At 66.1% G+C, this 18,211-nt stretch carries 15 protein-coding genes; 4 read left to right on the forward strand and 11 right to left on the reverse strand.

Annotated features, from left to right (window positions below; all coding sequences use genetic code 11):
• Nucleotides 1–49 precede the first annotated feature (49 nt).
• Nucleotides 50–1,987: a CHASE3 domain-containing protein gene (locus WOC76_RS11725; protein ID WP_341388455.1), complete on the forward strand. Its 1,938-nt coding sequence runs from the start codon at nt 50–52 to the stop codon at nt 1,985–1,987.
• On the opposite strand, the gene WOC76_RS11730 is transcribed toward WOC76_RS11725, so the two are convergent.
• The 4 genes from WOC76_RS11730 to WOC76_RS11745 form a co-directional block, all read right to left on the reverse strand.
• Nucleotides 1,959–2,948, reverse strand: coding sequence for an NAD(P)H-dependent glycerol-3-phosphate dehydrogenase (locus WOC76_RS11730; protein WP_341108786.1), 990 nt, complete (start codon nt 2,946–2,948; stop codon nt 1,959–1,961). The two genes, WOC76_RS11725 and WOC76_RS11730, sit on opposite strands and share 29 nt — an antisense overlap.
• 85 nt (nt 2,949–3,033) lie before the next feature.
• Nucleotides 3,034–3,582 (reverse strand): phospholipase D-like domain-containing protein, encoded by a 549-nt coding sequence (locus WOC76_RS11735; protein ID WP_341106710.1) that lies wholly within the window; start codon nt 3,580–3,582, stop codon nt 3,034–3,036.
• Nucleotides 3,583–3,586: 4 nt separating this feature from the next.
• Nucleotides 3,587–4,648, reverse strand: coding sequence for a tRNA (adenosine(37)-N6)-threonylcarbamoyltransferase complex transferase subunit TsaD (gene tsaD, locus WOC76_RS11740; RefSeq protein ID WP_341106708.1), 1,062 nt, complete (start codon nt 4,646–4,648; stop codon nt 3,587–3,589).
• Nucleotides 4,649–4,773: 125 nt separating this feature from the next.
• Complete coding sequence (locus tag WOC76_RS11745) at nt 4,774–5,547, reverse strand: SDR family oxidoreductase (RefSeq protein WP_341106706.1); 774 nt, start codon at nt 5,545–5,547, stop codon at nt 4,774–4,776.
• A 173-nt stretch (nt 5,548–5,720) separates the two neighbouring features.
• Here WOC76_RS11745 and lysM point away from each other — a divergent pair, with 173 nt between their 5' ends.
• A complete protein-coding gene (gene lysM / locus WOC76_RS11750) occupies nt 5,721–6,236 on the forward strand; it encodes a peptidoglycan-binding protein LysM (RefSeq protein ID WP_341106704.1) in 516 nt (171 codons plus the stop codon).
• 6 nt (nt 6,237–6,242) lie between these two features.
• On the opposite strand, the gene WOC76_RS11755 is transcribed toward lysM, so the two are convergent.
• Genes WOC76_RS11755 through WOC76_RS11770 form a run of 4 tightly spaced genes read right to left on the reverse strand, consistent with a single transcriptional unit; the run spans nt 6,243 to nt 8,997 of the window.
• The gene (locus WOC76_RS11755) at nt 6,243–6,836 is read right to left on the reverse strand and encodes a glutathione S-transferase (protein WP_341106703.1); all 594 of its coding nucleotides are present in this window, start codon (nt 6,834–6,836) and stop codon (nt 6,243–6,245) included.
• A gap of 36 nt (nt 6,837–6,872) precedes the next feature.
• On the reverse strand, nt 6,873–7,718 hold the full coding sequence (locus WOC76_RS11760) for a 23S rRNA (adenine(2030)-N(6))-methyltransferase RlmJ (protein WP_341106701.1): 846 nt from the start codon (nt 7,716–7,718) through the stop codon (nt 6,873–6,875).
• A 3-nt stretch (nt 7,719–7,721) separates the two neighbouring features.
• Nucleotides 7,722–8,495 (reverse strand): ribonuclease T2, encoded by a 774-nt coding sequence (locus tag WOC76_RS11765; protein WP_341106700.1) that lies wholly within the window; start codon nt 8,493–8,495, stop codon nt 7,722–7,724.
• A gap of 34 nt (nt 8,496–8,529) precedes the next feature.
• Nucleotides 8,530–8,997, reverse strand: a complete 468-nt coding sequence (locus WOC76_RS11770; protein WP_341106699.1) for a hypothetical protein — start codon at nt 8,995–8,997, stop codon at nt 8,530–8,532.
• Nucleotides 8,998–9,100: 103 nt separating this feature from the next.
• Between WOC76_RS11770 and WOC76_RS11775 the strand changes: the two genes are divergently transcribed.
• Nucleotides 9,101–10,411, forward strand: coding sequence for an SGNH/GDSL hydrolase family protein (locus WOC76_RS11775; RefSeq protein ID WP_341106698.1), 1,311 nt, complete (start codon nt 9,101–9,103; stop codon nt 10,409–10,411).
• Nucleotides 10,412–10,536: 125 nt separating this feature from the next.
• Nucleotides 10,537–11,238, forward strand: a complete 702-nt coding sequence (locus tag WOC76_RS11780) for a L,D-transpeptidase (protein WP_341106697.1) — start codon at nt 10,537–10,539, stop codon at nt 11,236–11,238.
• Between the two features lie 64 nt (nt 11,239–11,302).
• Here WOC76_RS11780 and WOC76_RS11785 read toward each other — a convergent pair whose 3' ends face one another.
• The 3 genes from WOC76_RS11785 to gltB all read right to left on the reverse strand — a co-directional run bounded on the left by WOC76_RS11785 (nt 11,303) and on the right by gltB (nt 17,867).
• On the reverse strand, nt 11,303–11,512 hold the full coding sequence (locus WOC76_RS11785) for a hypothetical protein (RefSeq protein WP_341106695.1): 210 nt from the start codon (nt 11,510–11,512) through the stop codon (nt 11,303–11,305).
• A gap of 7 nt (nt 11,513–11,519) precedes the next feature.
• Entirely contained in the window at nt 11,520–12,938 is a 1,419-nt protein-coding gene (locus WOC76_RS11790; protein WP_341106693.1) for a glutamate synthase subunit beta, read from the reverse strand.
• A 228-nt stretch (nt 12,939–13,166) separates the two neighbouring features.
• The gene (gene gltB, locus WOC76_RS11795) at nt 13,167–17,867 is read right to left on the reverse strand and encodes a glutamate synthase large subunit (protein WP_341106691.1); all 4,701 of its coding nucleotides are present in this window, start codon (nt 17,865–17,867) and stop codon (nt 13,167–13,169) included.
• Between the last annotated feature and the right edge of the window lie 344 nt (nt 17,868–18,211).

Below are 18,211 nucleotides of genomic sequence, written 5' to 3' on the forward strand. Positions count from 1 at the left end.
CTGCGACGCCGGCGCGTAAGATCGTCCGCTCGGTTTTCCAGGATCACGCATGGCGGCGTCGAGACGATTTCTGTCTTTCGAGACAGTCAGTCTGATTGTTGCTTTCGCCATTCTCGTTTCGGCGGGCGTGGTCACGATCCGCACGGAACAGTATCGGCGAGAAAGCAACGCCTGGGTGCGCCACACCGTCGAGGTCGAGAGCGCGCTTCATCGTCTCGACGCAGCCATCCGCCGCTCGGAAAGCGACGAGCGCGGATACATCATCACGCGCGACCCCCGCTATTTCAAATCCCCCAACGACCTTTCCGAACGCCTGAAAAGCGAGCTTGCGGCGCTCGGGGCGCTCCTGTCCGACAACGCGAAGGAATCCGAGCGGTTCGAGAAGCTCCGCCCCCTCATAGCGGAGCGCCTGGATCTCCTTCAGCGGAAGCTAGGCCTCATGCGGGAGGGGCGCTTCGACGAGGCCGCGGACGTGGTGCGCGCCGGGCGCGGCAAGGAGCTGACCGATCAGATCGAGGCGTTGATCGGGGAGATGATCGCGCAGGAGGAGGATCTCTACAGGCAGAGAGACCAGCGCCTCTCGGAGGCGACGGACACGCTGCAAATGGCGATTGGCGCGATGATCGTTCTTCTGGTGATCGTCGCAATATTCGCCGTGCTACAGGCGGAAAAGCAACTCGACGCCCTGCGCAAGTCAGAGGAATCCCTGCGGCGGGCTTATGATGAGCTCATCGCGGAATCGACGCGGCGCGGGGCGCTCGAAGCGCAGCTCCGCCAGTCGCAGAAACTCGAGGCGCTCGGCCAGCTCGCCGGCGGCATCGCTCATGATTTCAACAATATGCTCGGCGTCATCGTCGCCAGCCTCAACATCATGCGGCGCAGGCTGAAGCACGACGACGGCGGAATCGAGCCGCTGATCGGTTCGGCGATGGACGGCGCCGAGCGCGCCGCCGGGCTGGTGCGCAGGCTTCTTTCCTTCTCCCGAATCCAGCCGCTCAAACCGGAGCCGCTGGACGCCAATCAGCTCGTCGCCGGCATGTCGACGATTCTGCACCGAACGCTCGGCGTGCATATCGAGCTCGCCACCCGGCTCGGCGAAGATCTTTGGCCAATCAAGGTCGACGCCAACGAGCTCGAAAGCGCGATCGTCAATCTCGCCATCAACGCGCGGGACGCGATGCCGAACGGCGGCAGGCTGACGATCGAGACGGCCAATGTCGTGCTCGACGAGGATTACGCCGCGGCGAATCCGGATGCTCGGCCCGGCGCCTATGTCCGGCTTTCGGTCTGCGACACCGGCGAGGGCATGCCCCCGGAGGTCATAGCGAAGGCTTTCGAGCCCTTCTTCACGACAAAGCCCATGGGCAAGGGCACTGGCCTCGGCCTCTCGCAGGCGCATGGCTTCGTCCGCCAGTCGGGCGGGCACATCAAGATCCACTCGGAGGTCGGTCGCGGCTCCTGCATCAAGCTCCATCTGCCCCGTTATGTCGACGAAAGCCAGGCGGCCCCGCCCCCGCCCGCGCCCAAGGAAGAGGATTTCCCGCGCGGCAGGCCGGAGGAACTCATTCTCCTTGTCGAGGACGACGAACAGGCGCGGCGGGTGACGGCGCAGGGCGTGCGCGAGCTCGGCTATACAGTGCTCGAGGCGGCAAGCGGCAGGGACGCCATCCAGATCATCCGCGCGCGCGCCGATATTTCGCTTTTGATCACCGACGTGAACATGCCGGGAATGGACGGCGCACAGCTCGCCCGCGAGGCCGTCTTTCGCCGGCATGCGCTGCAGGTGCTTTTTATCACTGGATATTCGCCGAACGCGATCGCCCAGAACGGCATCCTGGATCCGCACGTCAACCTGCTGACCAAGCCGTTCACCCTGGCGCAGATTGCAACGGTAATCCGCGACGCCCTCGACGGGCGCGCCGGACAGACAGGGGGAGCCGGCCGGAAGGCGCGCCCGTTCACGCCTCCGCCTTCAGCGGGCGCATGAGCAGGGCGTCGATGGCGGCGTCGACGCTCAGGCGAGCCGCGAGAATGGCGTCCACCGCCTCGACGATCGGCATTTCGACGCCGGCGGCCTGCGCCATTTCGACCAGCACCCGCGCGGTGAAGGCCCCTTCCGTAAGCTTGCCGGCGGATGCGTCCTTCACCGAAGCGCCCTGCCCCAGCGCCTGCCCGAAGGCGAAATTGCGGGACTGCGCCGAGCCGCAGGTCAGCACGAGGTCGCCAAGGCCCGAGAGGCCCATCAGCGTCTCGCTTCTCGCGCCCAGCGCGCGGCCGAGCCGCGTGAGCTCGGCGAAGCTGCGGGCGATCAGCGCGGCCTGCGCGCTCGCGCCGAGCTGGCGCCCCGAAGCCATGCCGGCGGCGATGGCGAAGACGTTCTTGGCGGCGCCGCCGATCTCGACGCCCAGAACGTCCGTCGAGCGGTAGAGACGAAACGCCTTTGTCGAGAGCGCCTCGCAAAGTCGCTGCGCCAGCGGCTCGTCCTGCGCCGCCAACGTCACGGCCGTGGGCAGGCCCTTGCACACATCCGCCGCGAAGCTCGGGCCGGAGAGAACGGCGGGCCGCGCCTGCGGCAGCTCCTCGGCCACGACCTCGCTCATGAAGCGGCGCCGGTCGCGCTCGATGCCCTTGGCGCAGATGACGAAAGCCGCGCCCTTTGAAAGGTGCGGCCGCGCCGCCCGCGCCACCTCGCGCATCGCCTGCGCCGGGACCACGGCGAGCACGATCTCCGCGCCTGCGATGCTCGCGAGATCGGTCGTCGGCGCCACCGCGCAAGCGAGCGCCAGCCCCGGCAGGTGGCGGCGGTTCTCGCGATCCTGCGCCAGCGCGGCCACATGGGCGGCGTCGCGCGCCCAGAGCGGCACGCGCGCGCGTCCCTGCGCCGCCACATTGGCGAGCGCGACGCCCCAGGCGCCGGCGCCGAGAACTGCAATTCTGTCGCGGGTCATGGCTCGGGATCCATAAAGTGAAACGCCTCGCGCCGTGAACGCGAAGGCCCTCTATAACGAGCCAATGTCGCGCCTCAAAGACGGTTCAGCGCAAACCCAGTCTCTGATTGTCCGGCCGCGCCCAGAGCCGCTCGAAGGCCTCGCGAAAGCGCGCCGCCGCCTGCGGGCTTTCGACCACGATCAGGTCGTTGTCCTGCCGGACCTCGCCGGAGACCGAAAAATTCGCCGAGCCGCTGCGCAGCACGTGGCCGTCGACCTGATAGCTTTTCAGATGCATCAGATCACGGCCCCGCCCCTTGCGGCGCACGTCGAGATTGGGCGCGTCGGCGATGTCGAGGATCGCCGCCGAGCGGCCCAGTTCTTCGCCGTCGAGATAGACCCTGACTTTCACGCCGCGCATGGCGGCGCGGCCCAGCGCCGCGACCAGGGCGCGGTCGGTCAGCACATAGGCGGCCATGTCGATGGAGCGCCGCGCGCCATTGATGAGGCGCGCGTCGACCGACTCGAAATCGTCACCGGGTCCATACAGAATGTGCACGCCGGCGATGAGCGGCTCCTGCGAAAGCGGCCCCGCCGCCTGCGGCTCCGGCGTCAGCGTCAGCGCCGCGAGCGCGGCGAGAAAGGCGCGACGCAAGCGGCTACGCCTTGCCGTGATGCGCCTCGCTGGCGACGGCGTCGAGCGGCCAGCGCGGGCGTGGCGCGAAACCGAGATCACTGGTTAATCCGCATTTCAGCCGTTCGAGCCCGGCCCAGGCGATGATCGCGCCATTGTCCGAACAGAGGTTCGCGGGCGGCGATACGAAGCGCAGGCCGCTCTCGGCGCAAAGCCGCGTCAGCGCGCGGCGGATCGCGCCATTGGCGCCGACGCCGCCGCCGATCACGAGCCCGCTCGGCCGCCCCTCGCTCTCGCTGAACAGGCGAATGCCGCCGCGCACGCGATCGACGATCACATCCACGATCGCCGCCTGGAAGGAGGCGGCGAGGTCTTTCCTGTCCTGCTCGCCGAGCGCCGGAAGCTTGAGAATTTCCTGCCGCACGGCGGTCTTGAGCCCGGAGAGCGAGAAATCCGCGCCGCCGCGACCGACCATGGGGCGCGGGAATTCGAAGCGGTGGGAATCGCCCTCCTGCGCGAGCTGCTCGATATGGGGGCCGCCGGGATAGGGCAGCCCCATCATCTTGGCCACCTTGTCGAACGCCTCGCCGGCCGCGTCGTCGATGGTCGACCCGAGGCGGCGGTAATCGCCCACCCCGCGCACGGCGACGAGCTGGGTATGGCCGCCGGAAATCAGCAGCGCGATAAAGGGAAATTCAAGGTGATCGGTCAGCCGCGCGGTGAGCGCATGCGCCTCGAGATGATTGACCGCGACGAAGGGCTTGCCCAGCGCGAGGGCCAGTCCCTTCGCGGCCGTGAGCCCCACCAGCACCCCGCCGATCAGCCCCGGCCCGGCGGCGGCGGCGATCGCGTCGATGTCGCCGAGTTCGACCCTGGCGTTGGCGAGCGCGCGGACGATGAGGCGGTCGAGCGCCTCGATATGGGCGCGGGCGGCGATCTCCGGCACCACCCCGCCATAGGCGGCATGCTGTGCGATCTGGCTCAGCACCTCGTTGGAGAGGATGTCGCCGCCATCCCCGCCCAGCCGATCCGACACGACCGCGGCCGCCGTCTCGTCGCAGGTGGTTTCGATGCCGAGAACGCGCATGCACACTCCTTGGCGCGAAGCCGCGCCGTTTTGAAACACTTGCAGGCTGTAGCCCCGCCCGGCGCCGGCCGCAACCGACGAAACTCTTACTCGGTCATGGTTTGGGAAGAGTTTACAGGGGCCGCCTACTCCGGCGCCACATCCGGCGTGCGCCAGGCGAGATGCTGGCCGCTGTCGACGGCGATCATCTGGCCCGTGACGCTCTTCGCTTTCGCCAGAAAAACCACCGCGTCCACCACGCCCGAGACATCGGCCGCATGGCCGAGCGGCACGCCGCGGGCCTCGATCTCGAACTCGCGGTCGCCCAGCGCCTCATTTGGGAAGACCGGCCCCGGCCCCACGGCATTGACGCGGATCCTTGGCGCATAGGCCTGCGCCATGGTGCGCGTCGCGGTCCACAACGCCGATTTGGTGAGCGTGTAGCTGAAGTAGCGCGGGGTGAGGCGCCAGACGCGCTGATCGATCATGTTCACGATGACCCCGTCCGCCCCCGCCGGCAATTGGGCCGCAAAGTCGCGGGAGAGCAGCAGCGGCGCGCGCAGATTGATCGCCATGTGGCGTTCGTAGCCATCGAGAGAAAAATCCTGCGCTTCGTCCACCTCGAAGATCGACGCGTTATTGACGAGGAGCGTCAACGGTCCGAAGGCGCGCGCCGCGAACTCGATGAGCCGCTGCGTCTCCGAGGCGTCCGCAAGATCGGCGACCGCGACGACGGCCTCGCCGCCGCGTGCGCGGATCGCCTCCGCCGCAAGCTCCGCCTCATCGGCCGAACGGCGCGACGTATGGAGCACGACCGGCCGCCCCTCATGCGCGAGACGCCCGGCGATGGCGAGGCCGATGCGCCGCGCCGCGCCTGTCACAAGCGCCGGCCCCGCAGGATTGTCCCCGGTCTCGATCATGCCGCTCTCCTCTCAGGAGGCGCCGCTTCCCATGGCGCGCCCTCCGCGTCAACGGCTGTCCATGGGCGTTTGGCCCCATGCAAAAATCCGTCGCCATGGGTGTCGCGCCGCCCAAACGCGCCTAGATTAGGCTTGCGGGATGCAGAAACCAGTTTCAGCAGAGGAGAAATTTCATGGGTATCTTTGACTTTTTCACTGGCAAGAGCAAAGCGGCGCCGAGCGTTTCTGGCGCGACGGACACTGCGGCCGCCCCCGCCGACGCGCTCATGAAGGAGCTGCAAGGGCTGGGATTCGACGTCTCGGGCGTCGACATAGAAGTCAGCGGCGACACAGTGACGCTCAATGGCGCGGTCGCTTCGCGCGCGGAGCTCGAGAAGATCGTGCTCGCCGTCGGCAACAGCAAGGGCGTCGCGAAGGTCGAGAACAATCTCATCGCGCCCGACCACGATCCCACGCAACCCTCCGGCATTCACGTCGTCGAAAAGGGCGACACGTTGTGGAAGATCGCCGAAGCCTGTTACGGCGACGGCGCCCGCTATAAGGAAATCTTCGAGGCCAACAGGCCGATGCTCTCGGACCCCGACAAGATCTACCCCGGCCAGCGCCTGCGAATTCCGGGCGCGAGCGGCGCGGCGCTGGCGAAGGCCGGCGGCTGGGCGCCGCCTGCCGAGATCGCCGGCAAGTCGTAAGGCAGCTTACGCCCCTGTCGCCGCGAAGGCCGGAACCTGCACTTCGAATTCCGCAAGCCAGGCGGCGAGTCTCGGATGGCCTGCGCGCCATGCGCCCTCGAAACGCAGATCGAGATAGCCGAGCGCGCAGGCGACGGCGATCTGGCCGATGTCCACGGGACCCTCGGGCGGCGCGGCGTCCAGCACGGCGAGCGCGCGGTCGATCTTGCCCTGCTGAAGCGCGATCGCCTCGGGGTCGCGCAGCTCGGTCCGGCGCGTCGCCGTCTCGTAGCGGATGAGCAGCGCGGCGTCGTTGATCCCGTCGCCGAGCGCCTGGAGCCGCAGGACGTCGAAACGGCGCAGCGGATCGGCGGGGATCAGTCTATGGCCGCCGAGGTAATCGAGATAATCGGCGATCACGCGGCTGTCGTAGAGCGCCGTTCCATCTTCGAGCAGCAGCGTCGGGATTTTGCCGAGCGGATTTTGCTGGCGCAGCGAATCCTTCGGGTCGGCCGTGCTGGCCGCGACGATCTCGATGTGCGAGGCGAGCCCCAGAAGCTCCGCCGCGATGCGGATCTTGCGCGCGTAAGGAGAGGCGGCGGAATAGCGAAGGATCATCATGAGCGGTCTCTGTTGTTCATGGACTATGCGCCTCTATCACTCTTGCGTCAGCCGCTCGACCTCGAAACCCGCGCCGGGACCCTGGGCCAGTCTTGGCGCCAGAAAAGAGAGGATGCGGCGGGCCTCCTCCTCGAAGAGGAAGGGCGGATTGACCACGACGAGGCCGGTGCGGCGCAGGCCATCGCCGCTTGCCGCGACGGCGAGCGACAGACGCAGCGCCCGCTTGACGCCCTCGCGCCCGAAGGCGTCGAGGAATTTGCGCTCGATCTGCGCGTCCTTGGAGGGATGCCACAGCGCGTAAACGCCCGTCGGCCATTTCCGGTAGGCGCCGAGGAAAGCCGAAAACATCGCCTCGAACTCGTCCGTGCGCTCGAAAGGCGGGTCGATCAGCACGAGCCCGCGCCGCTCTTTTGGGGGCACATAGGCGGAAAGGCCCGTATACCCGTCGATGTGGATCGCCTTTACGCGCGCGTCGCGGCCGAAGCGGTAACGCAGCGCCGCGAAGGCGTCCGGGCGTAGTTCGCAGAAGATGGCGCGATCCTGCGGGCGCATCAGCCGCGCGGCGATGAGCGGCGAACCGGGATAGAGCGCCGGGCGCCCGGCCTGATCGAAAGGACCGAGGCAATCGAGATAGGGCGCGAGCAGCTCCAGCGTCTGCGCGTCCGCGCCCGAAAGATCGGCGAGGCGGCCAACTCCGTCGCGCCATTCGAGCGTGCGCTCGGCCTCGTCGGCGGAAAGATCATAGGCCCCTTCTCCGGCATGGGTGTCGATGACGCGAAAGGGGGCGTCCTTTCGCGTCAGATACGACAGCAGCCGCGCCAGCAATGCGTGCTTGAAGACATCCGCGAAATTGCCGGCGTGAAAGCCGTGGCGATAATTCATGCGCTACAGCGGCGCGGGCGCGGAAATTTCCCGCTGATGGCAGCCGCGCCGGACAATATCCGGACAGGCGCGGAACTCCCGCAGGTCCTTCGTCATGCAGATGCGCACGCCGTCCAGCACGTCGCGGCGGCAGGAGACGGCCATCATGCCGGGCCGCAGGCGCGGATTGGCGTCGAAGAAGGCGCGCTCCACGTCGATGGGCGTAAAGGTCTGGTCGCGCGTCGGCTTCACGAAAGGCTGCGGGATCGTCACCGCCTCGCGCGCGCGGGCCACGTCGGCGAAATAGTCGCTCGGACTTTTACCCGTGCAGGTCCCATGCTTGCGCCACTCGTAGCGCGCCAGCCTGTCGTCGGGAAAGAGGCCATTGGCGCGCTCGAGCGCAAGGCGCGACGGCGCGCGCGGCCCGGCGCACTCGCTCGGAAAGCCCTGCTCATATTGCGGCCAGAGGCCATGGACGACGAAGCCCTGCCCTTTTCCCGGCTCGCATTGATCATGCGCGCCGCCGACGCTGTCGCAGAAGCCGGGCGACCAGCTCAGCGCCAGAACGTAAAAATCGAAATCGCGCGCGGGCGCTCCGGCGCGAAGGCCGCCGTCGGCCCCCGTCGCTGGTTCGGGCTTCGTCGAAGGCTCTGTCGCCTTGGGCGGCAGGCGGTCGGCGCAATGGTCGAGAATGCAGTCGTCGTCCTTCGCCTGTGCGGAGACGACGGGCGCGAAGACGCAAAAAGCGGCCGCGAGTGCGAAAGCGCGCGCGAAAATGGCAGCGTTGAAACCTGACATGGGCGAGACCCCTGGGCCGAAACGACGGCCCGGATCAAGGTCCGGCCGCGCGGCAATTCGGACTGAAGGCATGGTTACGGTCAAGCCCTTCCACGCACCAGGTCACGCCGGGACCAAGCCCGATGAAGCCGAGCGCCTCGCCGATATTGTAGACGACCTGTCGGCGCAGCCCATCGTTGAAGAGCGCGTCCACGCGGCAATACCGGCGCGGAATGTAGCTCAATCCATTCGTCCGGTAGCCATATTCGACGGGCGGATCGAAGCCTTCGATCTCGAGGCCGGAACCCCAGTATTCCCACTCACGCCCCTTGAAGCTCCAGACGATCTCGGCAAGCACGCCTGGATCGCCGCAGGGACGAATCTCGCCGCTGTAGGGAGACGCGCGATTCTCGGCGAGCGGCCGATCCTCTTCGCCCAGCGTCAGCGGCGCAGCGGCGGCCCCCGAGACGAAGGCCAAAATGGCGAGACAACAGACAGCGCGCGCCACGGCGAAATTCCTCATTTTCTGCTCCCGCATCCGACTCGGCGAGGATTGGGCCCCGAAGGCCTCCACCGCGTCAAGACGCGATTTGGACAGCGGCGCGCCGCGCCCTTATAGTAGCGTAATGGCGACGAATTCCAGAGCAACGGCCATTTTCACGCGCCTGCTGGCGATTGCGGCGATCACGCTGGCTGCGCTCGTGGTCAGTGCGCCGAGTTCGCACGCGCAGGACCCCTTCTCGGAGTTTTTCGGGAGCATTTTTGGCGGCCCGAGGCGCGCGCCAACGCAGCACGCAGAGCAGCCGCGGGTCCGCCGCATCATGCCCCATCAGGAGAATCGGCCGCCAACCTATTGGCGTGGCGGCGAGGCCAGCCGCGGCGCCAAACGCGCCAAGCGGGCCGAACCGGCGACAGACATCTCCGCATCCGAAAAGCCGGACGTCGCCGCGAATTATTTCGTTGCGGTGATGGGCGACAGCTTCGGCGTGCTGCTTGCCAATGGGCTCGAAGAAACCTTCGCCGACAAGCCCGAGATCGGCGTAGAGAAAAAGGCGAAGGAAAACTCCGGCCTCGTCCGCGAGGATTATTATGACTGGGCAAAGGCCGCGAGGGACATCGCCAATGGCGCGCCGAAGGTCGACGTCGCGGTGATCATGATCGGCTCGAACGACCGCCAGCCGCTGCGCGACGGAACAAAGAGCGAGGAGCCCTTTTCGCCCCGCTGGCGAGAACTCTATCAGGCGCGCGTCGACGCCGTACTGGCGCCGTTCCGGGAGAAGAAAATCCCCGTCGTCTGGGTTGGCCTGCCCATCATGAAGAGCGAGACTTTCTCGGCCGATATGGCGAAGCTCAACGAGATCTATCGCGACGCGGTCGCGAAAGATGGCGGCGTTTACGTCGACTTATGGGAGGCGCTCGCGGACGAACGCGGCCAGTTCAGCGCCTTCGGACCGGACATCAACGGCCAGATCGTCAAATTGCGCACGGCCGACGGCGTGCATCTCACTGACGCCGGCGCGCTCAGCGTCGCGCATTTCGTCGCGAACGAAATCAGGAAATTATACGACGGCAATCGCCCCGCCTTGCCCGAACAGCCGCCGACAGCGGCGGCGCCCGCGACCGGCGCGCCCGCCGAAACGCCCGCTCAGGCCGCCACGCCAGCCGCCAATGGCCCGCCCATCGTCTTCCGCTCGCCCGTCAATCCAGTTTCGCCCAACGCCCCCGCCCTGCCCGATCGGCCGGCGATCGGCCCCGTTCAGGCCCTGACCGGAGCGCCGGCGCCGGGCGGCGCCGAACTCGCGCGCCCCAAGCAGCAAGCAAACGAATCCGGCGCCGGCGCGCAGGCTCTCGCTCGGCATGTGTTCGTTGACGGCGGCGATCAGCCGTCGCGCCCCAATCGCGCCGACGACACGTCCTGGCAAGCGCCGCGCCAATAAAAAAACGCGATCATTAACCGCTGTGTCTATATTGCGGCGAAAAATTCTTGCGGGGGCGCCGTTGCGGGGAACTCTTTGTCTGGCTCACGCATTTCCCGCCCAGAGGGATTTTCGGAGCCATAAAGATGCCCCATTTTGATTTCGGCGCGCGTCGTCTTCTGTCTCTAGCCGCTTTTTCGCTTCTCGCGGGCGCCCTCGTGACTCCCGCATCGGCAGACGATCGCGGCTTCCTCGCGCTCTTCGACAGCGAACCGGCCTCGGACGCGCGCGACATGACCGCCTATTACGGCGAACCCGGTTACAGCCATTACAGCGCCCCTCAACAGGCAGCGCCGCGAGACTTGCAGGATGAGACTCGGCTCGGGCGCGAATATCCCACGGTTACCCGAGAAATGATGGCGGACCCGACCGATGAGCGGCCCGGCACGATCACCGTCGACACGGCGAACCGCTATCTCTATCTCTCGCTCGCCAATGGGCAGGCAATGCGCTACGGCATCGGCGTCGGCCGGCAGGGCTTCACCTGGAAGGGCCGCGTCCGCATCGGCAGGAAAGAAAGCTGGCCCGACTGGACGCCGCCGAAGGAAATGCTCAAACGCCGGCCGGACCTGCCCCGCCACATGGTCGGAGGCGAAGACAATCCGCTTGGCGCTCGCGCCATGTATCTCTACGCCGGCGATAAAGACACGATGTTCCGCATCCACGGCTCTAACGAACCCTGGACGATCGGCCAGGCGGTCTCCTCCGGCTGCATCCGCATGACCAATGACGATGTGACCGATCTGTTCAGCCGCGTGAAAATCGGCACGACGGTCGTCGTTTTGTAATCAGGCGTCGCCAGGCGCGAACACATGAAATGAAAAGCCCCGGCGAACCGGGGCTTTTCAGCGTTTACTCGAGATTGCAGCTGAAGACGAAATTGGTCAGCGCGGAGAAGGATATCGTCACGGCGACCCAGATGCCGATGAGGATCCAGCCCCATTTCTTCTGGTCGCGGCCGTAGAGGAACGCGCCGACCAGCGGCAGCAGCAGGAAGAAGAACTGCCACGGCTGGCTGACGAAGGTGTCGCAATACCAGAGATTGAGCTTTTCGCTGACCATTTTTTCCTCACCTTGGCAAATTCGTTTCGCCCATCAGGTGAAGGTCGACCGCATGGGCGCATTGGCGTCCCTCGCGAATGGCCCACACCACGAGCGATTGTCCGCGCCGCATGTCTCCGCACGCGAACAGTTTCTCGCGCGACGATTTATAGGCTCGCGTATCGGCCGCGACGTTTCCGCGGTTGTCCAGTTCCACGCCCGCCTGGTCGAGCAACCCCTTGCGCACAGGCGAAACGAAGCCCATGGCGAGGAGAACGAGATCGGCCCTCAGCGTGAAGGAGCTGTCCGGAACTTCCTGCATCTTGCCATCGACTCGCACGCAGCGCAGACCCGCAACCGCGCCGCCGTCGCCGACAAATTCCCTTGTCAGCACTGAGAACTCGCGCGCCGAACCTTCTTCATGCGACGAGGAGGTGCGCAGCTTCAGCGGCCAGTCCGGCCAGGTCAGCAGCTTGTTCTCCTTCTCCGGCGGGCGCGGCATGATTTCGAGCTGCGTGACGGACAGAGCGCCCTGGCGCACGGAAGTGCCGATGCAGTCCGAACCGGTGTCGCCGCCGCCGATGACGATGACGTGCTTGCCGGTCGCGAGAATCGGCTCGTTGGTCGTGAGCGGCTCGCCCGAAACGCGGCGGTTCTGCTGCGTGAGGAAGTCCATGGCGACATGGACGCCCCGCAGCTCGCGGCCGGGAATCGGCAGATCGCGCGGCTCCTCGGCGCCGCCCGCGAGAACGACGGCGTCGTGACTCGCGACCAGGTCGCGGACATTCATGTCCACGCCGACATCGACATTGTAGTGGAAGATGACGCCCTCGGCCTCCATCTGCTCGACGCGGCGGTCGACCAGATGCTTCTCCATCTTGAAGTCCGGGATGCCATAGCGCAGCAGGCCGCCGGCCTTGGGCGCCTTCTCGAAGACATGCACGTCGTGGCCGGCGCGCGCGAGCTGCTGCGCTGCCGCGAGGCCCGCCGGACCCGAGCCGACGACGGCGACACGGCGGCCTGTCTTGCGCTTGGGCGGCTCGGGGACCACCCAGCCCTCGGCGAAGCCACGGTCGATGATGGCGCATTCGATCGTCTTGATCGTGACCGGCTGGTCCTGAAGGTTCAGCGTACAGGACGCTTCGCAGGGCGCCGGGCAGATGCGGCCGGTAAATTCCGGGAAGTTGTTCGTCGAATGGAGGTTGGCGAGCGCCCGCCGCCAGTCGTTGTGATAGACGAGGTCGTTCCAGTCCGGGATCTGGTTATTGACCGGGCAGCCATTGTGGCAGAACGGGATGCCGCAATCCATGCAGCGCGAGGCCTGGCTGCGGGTCGCCTCTTCCGAAAGTGGAATGACGAATTCGTCGTAATGACGAATGCGATCGGCCGCCGGCTTGTATTTGCGGTCCTGACGGTCGATTTCGAGAAAGCCCGTGACCTTGCCCATGAGTAGCTTCCCAACCTTTCGCATCGGGCTCCAGCCACAACCGGAGCCTCAACTTTGCTCCTTTCATGCAGCCAGATACAAAGGCGAATTCCGCCAGCCTGCCGACAGCCGCCGCCATAGCGGGATTTCGCAACGATTTTTCGACCCGTCAAGCCATCCTGCCTGACGCGCGCGCGGCGCGAAGCTTACGAGGCTTCGCGCCGCATTGGCCCCGGAGGGCCTGACGCCTTATTCGCCGGCCGCCGCGAGACGCTTCGGCTGCGCCTTCTTCGCCGCGAGCTCGGTCAGCGCGCGGCGATATTCGATCGGCATGACCTTGCGGAACTTCGGCCGATAGACCGCCCAATTGTCCAGAATCTCTCGCGCGCGGGTCGAGCCCGTGTAGCGCAGATGGTTCTGGATGAGCTGGCGCAGGCGTTCGGCGTCGAAGCGCGTCATGTCGGCGAGAATATCAACTTTGCCATGCGTCTCGAGATCGCCCGACTGGTGATAGGTCTCGGTCATCGCCGTCTCTTCTGCGCCAACGGGTTCGAGATCGACCATGGCGAGGTTGCAGCGCGTCGAGAACGTATCTTCCTCATCGAGGACATAGGCGATGCCGCCTGACATGCCGGCCGCGAAGTTGCGGCCCGTCTGGCCGAGCACAACCACCACGCCGCCGGTCATATATTCGCAGCCATGGTCGCCCACGCCCTCCACGACGGCGACGGCGCCCGAGTTTCTCACCGCGAAACGCTCGCCCGCGACGCCGCGGAAGTAGCATTCGCCCGCGATGGCGCCGTAGAGCACCGTATTGCCGACGATGATCGAGCTGGAGGGCTCGATCTGCCGGGCGTTGCGCGACGGATAGACGACGAGCTTGCCGCCCGAGAGGCCCTTGCCGACGTAATCGTTGGCCTCGCCCTCGAGCTGGAGCGTGACGCCGCGCGCAAGGAAGGCGCCGAAGCTTTGTCCCGCGGTGCCGGTTGCGCGAATGCTGATCGTATCCTCCGGCAGGCCGGCGTGGCCATAGATGCGCGCCACTTCGCCGGACAGCATGGCGCCGGTCGTACGGTCCACATTCTTGATCGGCGTCTCGATCGAGACCTTGGCGCCGCGGTCGAGCGCCGGACGGGCCTCGGCGATGAGCTTGTTGTCGAGCGCCTTCTCGAGGCCGTGATCCTGCGTCTGCGAGTGGCGGATCGCCCCGCCCTCGCCAGCCGGCTTGTGGAAGAGCCTCGAAAAATCAAGACCCTGCGCCTTCCAATGGGCGACGGCCTTCGTCTTGTCGAGCATCTGCATCTGGCCGACGAGCTCGTCGAAGCGGCGGTAGCCCATTTCGGCCATCAGCTCGCGCACTTCCTCGGCGACGAAGAAGAAGTAATTGATGACATGCTCAGGCTGGCCGGCAAAACGCTTGCGCAGCACCGGGTCCTGTGTCGCGACGCCGACGGGGCAAGTGTTGAGGTGGCACTTGCGCATCATGATGCAGCCAGCCGCGATCAGCGGCGCCGTCGAGAAGCCGAATTCGTCCGCCCCAAGCAGCGCGCCGACCACGACGTCGCGGCCCGTGCGCAGACCGCCGTCGACCTGCACGGCGATGCGCGCGCGCAGTCCGTTGAGCACCAGCGTCTGATGCGTCTCGGCAAGGCCGATCTCCCACGGGCTGCCCGCATGTTTGATCGAGGTGAGCGGCGACGCGCCCGTGCCGCCCTCGAAGCCGGAAATCGTGACGTGATCGGCCCGGCCCTTGGAGACGCCGGCCGCCACCGTGCCGACGCCGACCTCGGAGACGAGCTTGACCGAAACCGCGGCCTTCGGATTGACGTTCTTCAGATCGAAGATCAGCTGAGCCAAATCCTCGATCGAATAAATGTCATGGTGCGGCGGCGGCGAGATGAGGCCGACGCCCGGCGTCGAATGACGCACCTTGGCGATCACCGCGTCGACCTTGTCGCCCGGCAATTGCCCGCCCTCGCCGGGCTTCGCGCCCTGCGCCATCTTGATCTGGATCATGTCGGCGTTGACGAGATATTCGGTCGTCACGCCGAAGCGGCCCGAGGCCACCTGCTTGATCGCCGAGCGCATGGTGTCGCCGTTCGGCAGCGGCTTGAAGCGATCCGGCTCCTCGCCGCCCTCGCCCGTGTTCGACTTGCCGCCGATGCGGTTCATGGCGATGGCGAGCGTCGTGTGCGCCTCGCGCGAAATCGAGCCGAAGGACATGGCGCCCGTTGCGAAACGCTTGACGATCTCGCTCGCCGGCTCGACCTCGTCGAGCGGCACGGGCGTGCGGCCGTCCTCTTCGGCGGATTTGATGCGAAACAGGCCGCGCAGGTTGAGCAGACGCTCGTCCTGCTCGTTCAAGGTCTTGGCGAAGGCGCGATACTGGTCGCGCGCATTGCCGCGCACCGCGTGCTGAAGCAGCGACACCGTCTGCGGCGTCCAGCTGTGCGCCTCGCCGCGGATGCGGAAAGCGTAGTCGCCGCCGACATCCAGCGCGTCGCGATAAACCGGCGCGTCACCGAAAGCGAGTCGGTGACGGCGCACGCTTTCCCTGGCGATCTCGTCGAGGCCAACGCCCTCGACCCGCGTCGTCGTGCCGGTGAAGAACTCGTCCACGAAGCTCTGGGCAAGGCCCACGGCGTCGAAAATCTGCGCGCCGCAATAGGACTGATAGGTCGAAATGCCCATCTTGGACATGACCTTCAGCAAGCCCTTGCCGACCGCCTTGATGTAACGCTTGACCGCCGTCTCGGCGTCGACGTCCTTGGGGAACTCCGAGACCGAGGCTTCGAGCGTGTCGAAGGCGAGATAGGGGTTGATCGCCTCGGCTCCGAAGCCGGCAAGACAGGCGAAGTGATGCACCTCGCGCGCTTCGCCCGTCTCGACGACGAGGCCGACCGAGGTGCGCAGCCCCTTTCGAATCAGGTGGTGATGCACCGCAGCCGTCGCGAGCAGCGCCGGAATCGGAATGCGGTCCGGCCCGACCATGCGATCCGACAGGATGATAATGTTGTATTTGCCGCTGACCGCCTCCTCGGCGCGCTGGCAGAGGCGCTCGATGGCGCCGCGCATCCCGGCCGCGCCCTTGCTCGAATCATATGAGACTTCAAGCGTCTTGGTGTCGAAGCTGTCCTCGACCATGCCGATCCAGCGGATCTTCTCCAGATCCTCATTGGTCAGGATGGGCTGACGCACCTCGAGCCGCTTCTTGTTGGCCGAGCCCTCGTGATCGAGAATGTTCGGGCGCGGACCGATGAAGGAGACGAGGCTCATGACCAGCTCTTCGCGGATCGGATCGATCGGCGGATTGGTCACCTGCGCGAAGTTCTGCTTGAAGTAGGTATAAAGCAGCTTCTCCTTGTCGGAGAGCGGCGAGACGGGCGTGTCCGTGCCCATGGAGCCGACGGCTTCCTGGCCAGTCACGGCCATGGGATACATCAGCAGATAGAGGTCTTCCTCGGTGTAGCCGAAGGCCTGCTGGCGATCGAGCAGCGTGACGTCGGCGCGCGCCGGGCGCGCCTCGACGGGCTTCAGATCCTCGAGCTGAATCTGCGTGCGCGCCAGCCACTCCTTGTAGGGATGGGAGAGTGACAGCTCCTTCTTGATCTCGTCGTCGGAGATGATGCGGCCCTGCTCCAGATCGACGAGCAACATCTTGCCCGGCTGGAGGCGCCACTTGGTGACGATCTTCTCCTCCGGAATGGGCAGCACGCCCATTTCCGACGCCATCACAACGAGGCCGTCGTCGGTGACGAGATAGCGCGCCGGACGCAGGCCGTTGCGGTCGAGCGTCGCGCCGATCTGACAGCCGTCGGTGAACGCCATGGCGGCGGGACCGTCCCACGGCTCCATGAGCGCGGCGTGATGCTCGTAGAAGGCGCGGCGATCCTCGTCCATCAACGGATTGCCCGCCCAGGCCTCGGGGATCAGCATCATCACCGCATGAGCCATCGAATAGCCGCCGCGCACCAGGAATTCGAGCGCATTGTCGAAACAGGCGGTGTCGGACTGGCCCTCATAGGAGATCGGCCAGAGCTTGCTGATGTTGTCGCCGAAGAGCGGCGAGGAGACGGACGCCTGACGCGCCGCCATCCAGTTCAGATTGCCGCGCAGCGTATTGATCTCGCCATTGTGCGCGACGAAGCGATAGGGATGCGCCAGTCGCCAGGACGGGAAGGTATTGGTGGCGAACCGCTGATGCACCAGGGCGATCGCCGAGACGAAACGCTCGTCCTTCAGGTCGAGAAAATAGCTGCCGAGCTGGGAGACCAGCACCATGCCCTTGTAGACGATGGTGCGCGTCGAGACGGAGACCGAGTAGAACTCGCGGCCGCCCTCGAGCTTGTAGATTTCGTTGGAGGACGACTTGCGCGCCAGATAGATGCGCCGCTCGAAATCGTCGGCGTCCTTCACATCCGGGCCGCGGCCGATGAAAAGCTGAATGTGGTGCGGCTCCACGGCGCGCACGGCGTCGCCGAGGTCGCTCGAATCGACGGGAAGATCGCGCCAGCCGAGCGCAACCACGCCCTCGTCGCGCATCTGCTCTTCGAGGATGGCCTTCGCCCGCGCGCGGATTTCCGGGTCGCGGGGCATGAAGAACTGGCCGATGGCGTAGTCGCCCGGCGCAGGAAGGTCGAAGCCGAGCTTCTTGCACTCGGCCTTGAAGAACTCATGCGGGATCTGCACGAGAATGCCGCAGCCGTCGCCGAGCTTCGGGTCCGCGCCGACCGCGCCGCGATGGTCGAGATTGAGCAGAATTTGCAGGCCCATCTCCACGATGGCGTGCGACTTCTGATTGTGCATGTTGGCGACGAAGCCGACGCCGCAGGAATCGTGCTCCTGCGCCGGATCGTAGAGGCCCTGGGCGGCAGGCAGCGCGGGATCGCGGCCAATGGCGGCGTGCTCCTGCCCGGCCTCGATGGCCTTCATATCAACGACCTTCGTCATGGCGGCGTCTCCCCGACGTGACGCGGCGCGCGAGCGGCCTTTCGTCCCGTCATATCCTCGTTCCAAACTGCATAGAGCAAGACCGGGACGGATAGAAGCGCCCGCGCGCTTCGTCCAGTCCCCGCTTGCGTCCGGCCAATCGCTTCGGCCGATCGATTCCAAAGCCCCGGACCGGCCGCCGCGCCCTCAGGCAAAAGGCGCGCCAGTCCCAAATTTTCGCCGACCGGCAAAGCCCTGTTGGCCGCGCTCGATGGGCGGGCAAGGCAATCACACGGCAGGCGAAGGGCGCATGCGTCAAAAGGTCAGCAGCACTGACATATCGACGCCCATGATTGTTGCCAGAT

Source organism: Methylocystis sp. IM3 (assembly GCF_038070105.1).
GTDB lineage: Bacteria > Pseudomonadota > Alphaproteobacteria > Rhizobiales > Beijerinckiaceae > Methylocystis.